A 7,123-nucleotide genomic window follows, 5' to 3' on the forward strand; every position below is an offset into this window, starting at 1 on the left:
AGCCGCCATGGCCACCGTCGTCGCGGTGATCGCTTCCACCCACCACCCCTTCTACTACAAGGCCAGTACGGCCACCGGCGAGGACCGCCCGCCGTTCGCGGACGAGTGGGTCCGCAAGATCACCGCGTTCCGGGAGACGCTGACCCGAGCCCGCCCGGACGTGCTGGTGATGGTCGGCTCCGACCACTTCCACCAGCTCTGGCTGGACAACATGCCGCAGTTCCTGGTGGGCAAGGCGCCGTTCTACGACGCCAACTTCTACAACGAGGAACGCGAGTTCGGCCTGCCCCGGATGCTGCTCAAGGGCAACGAGGACCTCTCCGCGCACATCCTGCGGGCCGGCCTGGACGAAGGCTTCGACCTGGCGTTCAGCAACGAGCTGCGGATCGACCACAGCATCACCTGCCCGATCATCACGCTGCGGCCCGAGGCCGACCTGCCGATCGTGCCCATCTACACCAACATCTTCGCGCCGCCGCTGCCCCAGCCGAAGCGCTTCGTCCAGCTCGGCCGGACCATCCGCGACATCGTCGAGTCGTGGCCCAGCCACCTGCGGGTCGCGGTGATCGGCACCGGCCACCTCTCCCTGGAGCTGGGCGGGCCACGCCAGTTCGGGCCGCACGGGCCGGACCCCGACTTCGACCGCAAGGCCGTCGAGTGGATCGCCACCGGTGACCTGGACCGCTGCCTGGCCGAGGTGACCCTGGACAGCCTGCACTCCCCCGGAAACGCCACCCACGGTTTCATGGACTTCATGCTGATGATGGGCGTCGCGGGAGCCGGCCAGAAGGCCGACTATGTGGACAGTCTCGACCTGTTCCACACCATGGAGGCGTACTTCACCTGGTACCCGAACGGGGTGGACGCATGAGTAAGTACCTGCTCGACAAGTTCCTGTACTACGTCGACCGGGATCCCGAGCTGGTCGAGCGGTACCGCGAGGACCCGCGCGGCACGGTGACGTGGTGGGAGGCCGAGTGCGCGAACAAGGTGCTGAACTGTCACGCCGGTGAGGCCAGCACGTGGCTGCGCTTCACCGACGAGGAGCGCGAGGCGCTGGCCGCGCACGACCACGTCACGCTCTTCGCGCTGGGCGCGCACCCGTTCCTGACGCTGACCCTGTTCATCGCGATGTTCGAGCGCGACCACGGGCCGCTGGAATACCAGAAGGCGTTCGGGGCGCGGCTGGCGCACTTCGAGCTGCCGTACCCGGACATCGCCACGTGATGCGGGCCGCGCTCCTGCACGCCTGCGGCGCACCCCCGGAGGTCGGCGACCGGGCGGTGCCGGTGCCGGCCGCGGACGAGATCCTGGTACGGGTCACCGCCGCGTCCATCACCCCGCTGGACCGGCTGTGCGCGTCCGGCACGTCGTACTTCGGCGCCCCGGCCACGCCGTACATCCCGGGCGTGCAGGGCGTGGGCACCCGCGACGACGGCACCGCGGTCTGGTTCCCCACGACCGCGGGCATGCGCCCCGGTGACGGCAGCCTCGCCGAGTACGCAGCCGTGCGCGCCGCCGACACCGTGGAACTGCCGGACGACGTCGACCACCGGCTGATCGCGGCGCTCGGGCTGTCGGCGGTGGCCGCGCAGATGGCCCTGACGTGGCGCGGTGAGCTGCAGCCGGGCGAGCACGTGCTGGTCCTGGGCGCGGGCGGCGTGGTCGGACAGGCCGCCGTGCAGCTGGCCCTGCTGGCCGGGGCGGGCCGGGTGACCGCGGCGGCCCGCTCCCACGCCGCACGGCAGCGGGCTGCGCGGGCGGGGGCGGCTGAGGTCGTACCGCTGAAGGACGGCGACGATGTCGCCCAGCTGGCAGTCCGGCTGAAGTCGGCCGCGGACGGCCCGGTCGATCTGGTCCTGGACCCGCTGTTCGGGATCCCGGCGGCGGCCGCTCTGCGGACGCTGCGGCCCGGCGGCCGGCTGGTCAACCTGGGCAGCGCGGCAGGCGAGACCGCGCCGCTGGATTCGGCGACGCTGCGCGCCGGCTCGCTGCGCATCCTCGGCTACACCAACAACGAACTGACCCCGGCGCAACGGTCGGCGGCCCTCACCCTGATCGCCGCGCACGCGGCGGCCGGCCGCCTGACGGCCGACCACGAGACGGTACGGCTGAGCGACGTCACCACAGCCTGGCACCGCACCGACCGCCGGATGGTCGTCATTCCGTAACCTGACAACGCGCGGTCAGTCGTCGGCGTTCTCGGGCTGACTGTCGGCCCGTTCCTCGGCCGAGCGGGAGGTCTCCAGGCGGACCCGGTCGATGCGGTCGACGCCGCGCTGGACCGCCGCGCGGGAGCGTTGCAGGAACTCGTTGCTGCGGTCGGTCTTGGCCGAGGTGCGCTCGATCGCGTCCCGGAACCGCCCGATCGGGTCCACCGTCCGCTCGCCCTGGTGCTCGGCTTCGTCGTCGAGCTTGCGCTCCCGGTCGGTGGCCTCGACCTCGCGCGAGTCCGCCTCCAGCTCACGCCGGTCAGCGTCCCGCTCGCGCTGGTCGGCACGCCGGTCACGCTCGTCCGCCGCCCGCTCGCGTGCGTCGAGACGGCGCTCCCACTCGTCCAAGCCCGCAGCCCTGACCCTCTGTCGGTCACCCGGAGCTTCCGAATCACCCACGAATCGCAGCCTACATTTGCGGCGAGGCGGCCGGGAGGCTCACCTCGCACCAGACCACCTTTCCCGGGGATCGGAGGTCCCAACCCCAGCGGGTGGCGAGCCGGTCGACGAGCAGCAGCCCCCGGCCGCCGGCCACGGCGTCACCCGGCCGGACCATCCGGGGCTCGGCGTCGCCGGTGTCGCTGACCTCGATGCGGATTCGCTCATCGTCCGCCCGGACCTGCAGATAGCCGGGGGGCGGGGCGTGGTTGACCGCGTTCGCGACCAGCTCGCTGGTGATCAGCATCGAGATCTCGACGAAATCCTCGGGGACTCCCCACCCGCGCAGCGTGTCGGCCACGAACCGGCGCCCCACCCCGCAGGCCGAGCCCGTGGCCGGGACGTCGTCCAGCACGGCGAGGCGGCCGCCGGCGGATTCCTCCGGAGCGGAGTCGTCCCGAGCGGGCAAAGATGGCAACGTCAATCCAGCGGACCGGCGGCGGACGGTGGGCGGGACAGTCCTGGGCGCCTACCGGACAACCCCGGGCACCGGCGTTGCACCGGGTCAGTCTGCCATCGTTCGTCCGGACCGGCAGTCCGTGCCCACCGCCGGCTCGTCCTCGACGTCGAACAGATCCAGGGTGCGGCCGGCCCCGAGGGCCAGGCGGGCCGGTCCGGACAGCCGGCGCAGCCGCAGCTGTCCGCCGGCGCGGCCGACCCGGTCACCGCCGTCGAGCAGCGCGGTGATACCGGCCGCGCCGAGGAAGCTGAGATCAGCCAGGTCGACGATCAGGACCCGGGGCGTGAACACGGCAACGGCTCGGGCGAGGTGCCGGGTGAACCGGCCGGACGTGTCCATGTCCAGGTCGCCGGCGGCCCGCAGGATCGTCACCGGGCCGGACTCCACAGTCACCACCGACAGGACCGTGGTCCCCGCAGTGGCCGCGAACGTCATCCGCGAGGCAGCCATGGCCGACCCTTCCGAACGCCTAGTGTGCCTCGGCGGTGGCCTGGCGCTCGCCGGGCTTGGTGGGCTCGGCGCCCTCGACCGCGAACGGGTCACGCAGCCGCGTCATCGCTTCGGCGCTGTTGTCGGCTACCTCCGACTTGTCCTGCGGCGCGGCGCTTCCGGCCGGGGCGAGGAACAAGTCGGCGTCGTTGTTGTCCGTGGAATTCATTGACCGATCCGATGCTCTTATGAGGTGGGGGCGGGCGGGCTCTCGAGCTCTTTGAGATCGAGGTGCAGCGTGGACAGCAGACCGCTGTGCAGGAACGGGTCCACGTCGTCGGGAAGCTCCCGGTCGACCCAGTCGGCCCGGGCGTTCTGGCCGCGTTCGCGGAGCTTGGCGATGATGGCGCTCTTCTGGATGATCATTTTCTGGCCCGTCTGGAGGAGTGTCGCGACGTCGGCGAAAACGAAAAAAGCGCCAGACGGGTGCGTATACCCATCGGGCGCGGAAAACGTCAACGGATTCGAAACGGGAACACACTCACCGTAGCACGAATCCGTTTGCCCGCAGCCGCACGCGATTTCGGCCCGACCGGCGGTTCGCCCCACCCGTGTACGCTGACGCCCGAGTCGCCAGGCGGGCTCACCGGTCGCCCGAAAACCGCAGGTTCTGCGGTCAGTACAGCGGCGAACCGGGTGGTCAGCTGCTCGCACATGAGGCGTACGACTCAGCGACGCGCGACTCCCGGCGACCTGGCGGCTTCACATCTGCCCGCGCTCAAGCGCTGCGCTGCCGGCTCCGGTAGGCCCGCATCGAGACCTGCGAACTGCAGGCGGGGCTGCAGTAGAGCCCCGAGGAATTGCGCGTCTTGTCGAAGAAAGCCGCGTGGCACCCGACGTTCTTGCAGACTTTCACCCGCGGCCAGCCGCCCTGGTAGGCCAGGTTGGTGACCGCCGCGAGCACCGCGCCGAAGACCCCGAGCACCCCGGTCTGGGCCGGCGCCAGCGTGCAGCCCTCGGCACTGATCCGCGGGACCAGCGGATAACGGGCGGCGATGCGCTCCAGATAGCCCTGGGCCCCGGCCACCTCGTCCTCCGCCGCACAGCCCGAGTGCGCCCGCAGCAGCGTCAGCAGAGCGGCCCGCAGATCACGGGCGGCGACGACGTCGACCTCGTCGACCCTGTCGACCGTGGGCTCGCCGGCATACCGGGTCAGCCAGGCGGTCAGCTCGGTGCCGCTGTTGGCGAAGCCCACGATGAGGTCGCTGTTGGTGCACACCGCCGGGGTGCAGACGTCCTCCTGCATACCCTCAGCCTACCGGTTCGCGTTAGAGGCAAAAAAGAGACGGTGCTAACGGTTGGAGCGTCCGGACGTGGAAGGTGAGGTCCGTCCGGCGTACGGTGGCTGCAGAAGTCGACTCGTGGAGGTTCTGATGTCATCTGTCCTGCTGGTGCTCTCCGGTGCCCGGGTGTGGAGTCTCAAGGACGGCACCCAGCACCCGACCGGGTACTGGGCGGAGGAGTTCGTCACGCCGTACCGCCTGCTCATCGAGGCCGGCCACGACGTCACCATCGCGACGCCGGGCGCCCGCGTCCCGGTCGCCGACGAGGCCAGCCTGGGTGACGAGTCCGGCCCGGAGCTGCGGGCGTACCTGGACTCCGTCAAGGACCTGCTGGAGTCGCCGGCCCGGCTCGAGGACGTCGACCCGGCCGGCTACGACGCGGTCTTCATCCCGGGCGGGCACGGCCCGATGCAGGACCTGGCCGTCAACCCAGACGTGGCCCGCATCCTGGCCGCGATGCTGCCGGACGACAGCAAGGTCGTCGCCTCGCTCTGCCACGGTCCGGCCGCCTTCCTGGCCGCCGGTGACGCGGCGGGCAACTGGCTCTTCAAGGGCCGCAAGCTGACCGCGTTCACCGACGACGAGGAGAAGCAGGCCGGGCTGGCGGACAACGCGCCGTGGCTGCTGGAGACCCGGCTGCGCGCCGGCGGCGCCGTCTTCGAGTCCGCCCCGGCCTGGGCGTCGCACGTGGTCGTCGACGGCAACCTGATCACCGCACAGAACCCGGCCTCCGCCGAGGCCGCGGGCCGGGCGATCCTCGCGAAGCTCTAAGCCGATCGGTCCGGCTGGACGAACTCCGGCTGGTCCAGCACCCGCAACCAGGTGCCGTCGCTCTGCCGGCGGACCACCTGGGCGCGGGCGCCCGAGCCGTCCTTGGGCGGGGTCGAGGTCAGGGCCAGCTCGCCGCTGATCAGCGTGGGCAGCGGCGGCTCCTGCTCGAAGGCGGGCAGGTGCGGCAGGGCCTGCTCCCACAGCTTGCGGATGGCCTCCCGCCCGACAGTCTGCTGCCCGGGCGGGTAGGCCATGACGGCGTCCTCCTCATAGAGCAGGGCAATGCCCTCGGCGTCCTTGGCGTTCGCGCGCTCGACGAACAACCGGGTGAGATCCTCGGGCCTGATGGCTTTCTCGCGGTCGGTCATGCGACTAGTCTTGACACGCGGGAGTGACAAGTCCAACAGATAGTTCTTGTCGTAGCTAGTATCAGCGCTCATGGATCTGCGGCAGCTCGAATACTTCGTGGCGGTGGCCGAGGAGGCCAACTTCACCCGCGCGGCGGACCGCGTGCACATCACCCAGTCCGGCGTCAGCGCCCAGATCCGCCAGTTCGAACGCGAGCTCGGCGCCGACCTGTTCGACCGTTCCGCCCGCATGGTCCGCCTCACCCCGGCTGGGGCCGCGGCGCTCCCGCACGCCCGCACCGCGCTGGCGGCCGCCCAGGCCATCCGCACCGCCTGCGACGAAGTGAACGGCCTGGTCCGCGGCCAGCTGCGGATCGGCATGGTCACCGGCTGCACGGTGACGCCCCTGTTCGACGCGCTGGCCTCGTTCCACCGCCGGCACCCGCGCATCACGATCGCGCTGAGCGAGGACAACTCGGACGCGCTGCTCGAGAACGTGCGCGCCGGCCACCTCGACATCGCGCTGGCAGCGGTGGCGGGCGGCATGCCGGACGGGCTGGAGTCGATGACCATCGTCAGTGAAGGACTGGTCGCGGCCGTGGCGCCGGGTCATGCGCTGGCCGAGCGGGATGCAGTGCCGTTGCGCCGGCTGACGGCGTACCCGTTGATCTGCCTGCCGGTGGGCACCGGGGTCCGCGGCGTGCTCGACCAGGCCTGCGCGGCCGCCGGGATCCGCCCGGCCGTGGCGCTGCAGGCGACCGCGCCGGGCGCGATCCTGGACCTGGCCGCGCGCGGCCTGGGAGTGGGGATCCTCAGCGCGTCGATGACGGCCGAGCACGAAGGGGTGCGGTCGGTGCCGATCGAGGACGTCGAGGTGCCGGCGATGCTCGCGCTGGTGTGGCGCGGCGAGAGCACGGTGCTGCGGGCGCTGCTCCCCCACTGCCGACGCGCCTTCGAGATCTAGCTGTACTGACCCGTGAGGTTGGGACGCGGCTGGCGGGTGGTAGGCCGTTGAGTGCGGTGTGTCCGCGGTGGTGATTGTAAAAGTGGATCCACCCGGGCAGGGCTTGGCGGCGTTCGGTCTCGGTGCGGTAGGCGCGGGCGTAGGCCCATTCGTCGAGC

12 protein-coding genes and 1 pseudogene are annotated in these 7,123 nt (G+C 71.2%); 5 read left to right on the top strand and 8 right to left on the bottom strand.

Features of this window, described 5'->3' with window-relative positions; all coding sequences use genetic code 11:
• The first annotated feature begins 7 nt into the window (after positions 1-7).
• Genes ACWEOZ_RS15215 through ACWEOZ_RS15225 form a run of 3 tightly spaced genes read left to right on the top strand, consistent with a single transcriptional unit; the run spans position 8 to position 2,171 of the window.
• The gene (locus tag ACWEOZ_RS15215) at positions 8-871 is read left to right on the top strand and encodes a DODA-type extradiol aromatic ring-opening family dioxygenase (RefSeq protein ID WP_451911276.1); all 864 of its coding nucleotides are present in this window, start codon (positions 8-10) and stop codon (positions 869-871) included.
• Complete coding sequence (locus tag ACWEOZ_RS15220; RefSeq protein WP_451911277.1) at positions 868-1,227, top strand: hypothetical protein; 360 nt, start codon at positions 868-870, stop codon at positions 1,225-1,227. The genes ACWEOZ_RS15215 and ACWEOZ_RS15220 overlap by 4 nt, the downstream gene beginning before the upstream one ends.
• Entirely contained in the window at positions 1,227-2,171 is a 945-nt protein-coding gene (locus ACWEOZ_RS15225; RefSeq protein ID WP_451911278.1) for a quinone oxidoreductase family protein, read from the top strand. Before ACWEOZ_RS15220 ends, ACWEOZ_RS15225 begins: the two co-directional genes overlap by 1 nt.
• A 15-nt stretch (positions 2,172-2,186) precedes the next feature.
• Here the strand turns inward: ACWEOZ_RS15225 and ACWEOZ_RS15230 are convergent, their stop codons facing one another.
• The 6 genes from ACWEOZ_RS15230 to ACWEOZ_RS15255 all read right to left on the bottom strand — a co-directional run bounded on the left by ACWEOZ_RS15230 (position 2,187) and on the right by ACWEOZ_RS15255 (position 4,846).
• Positions 2,187-2,561: a hypothetical protein gene (locus tag ACWEOZ_RS15230; protein ID WP_451911279.1), complete on the bottom strand. Its 375-nt coding sequence runs from the start codon at positions 2,559-2,561 to the stop codon at positions 2,187-2,189.
• Positions 2,562-2,622: 61 nt separating this feature from the next.
• Entirely contained in the window at positions 2,623-3,060 is a 438-nt protein-coding gene (locus ACWEOZ_RS15235) for an ATP-binding protein (RefSeq protein WP_451911280.1), read from the bottom strand.
• Between the two features lie 96 nt (positions 3,061-3,156).
• Positions 3,157-3,561 (bottom strand): STAS domain-containing protein, encoded by a 405-nt coding sequence (locus ACWEOZ_RS15240; RefSeq protein WP_451911281.1) that lies wholly within the window; start codon positions 3,559-3,561, stop codon positions 3,157-3,159.
• Between the two features lie 19 nt (positions 3,562-3,580).
• Positions 3,581-3,769, bottom strand: a complete 189-nt coding sequence (locus tag ACWEOZ_RS15245; protein WP_360815317.1) for a hypothetical protein — start codon at positions 3,767-3,769, stop codon at positions 3,581-3,583.
• A gap of 17 nt (positions 3,770-3,786) precedes the next feature.
• Positions 3,787-3,966, bottom strand: coding sequence for a hypothetical protein (locus ACWEOZ_RS15250; RefSeq protein ID WP_451911282.1), 180 nt, complete (start codon positions 3,964-3,966; stop codon positions 3,787-3,789).
• Positions 3,967-4,318: 352 nt separating this feature from the next.
• On the bottom strand, positions 4,319-4,846 hold the full coding sequence (locus ACWEOZ_RS15255) for a CGNR zinc finger domain-containing protein (RefSeq protein WP_451911283.1): 528 nt from the start codon (positions 4,844-4,846) through the stop codon (positions 4,319-4,321).
• Between the two features lie 127 nt (positions 4,847-4,973).
• Between ACWEOZ_RS15255 and ACWEOZ_RS15260 the strand changes: the two genes are divergently transcribed.
• Entirely contained in the window at positions 4,974-5,654 is a 681-nt protein-coding gene (locus tag ACWEOZ_RS15260; RefSeq protein WP_451911284.1) for a type 1 glutamine amidotransferase domain-containing protein, read from the top strand.
• Here ACWEOZ_RS15260 and ACWEOZ_RS15265 read toward each other — a convergent pair.
• Complete coding sequence (locus ACWEOZ_RS15265; RefSeq protein WP_451911298.1) at positions 5,651-6,001, bottom strand: YybH family protein; 351 nt, start codon at positions 5,999-6,001, stop codon at positions 5,651-5,653. The genes ACWEOZ_RS15260 and ACWEOZ_RS15265 overlap by 4 nt on opposite strands.
• 91 nt (positions 6,002-6,092) lie before the next feature.
• On the opposite strand from ACWEOZ_RS15265, the gene ACWEOZ_RS15270 reads away from it, so the two are divergent.
• Positions 6,093-6,965 (top strand): LysR substrate-binding domain-containing protein, encoded by an 873-nt coding sequence (locus ACWEOZ_RS15270; protein WP_451911285.1) that lies wholly within the window; start codon positions 6,093-6,095, stop codon positions 6,963-6,965.
• Here ACWEOZ_RS15270 and ACWEOZ_RS15275 read toward each other — a convergent pair.
• Positions 6,962-7,123, bottom strand: a pseudogene (locus ACWEOZ_RS15275) (integrase core domain-containing protein); the annotation flags it as partial. The gene ACWEOZ_RS15270 and the pseudogene ACWEOZ_RS15275 sit on opposite strands and share 4 nt — an antisense overlap.

It is taken from the genome of Actinoplanes sp. NPDC004185 (genome assembly GCF_053603475.1).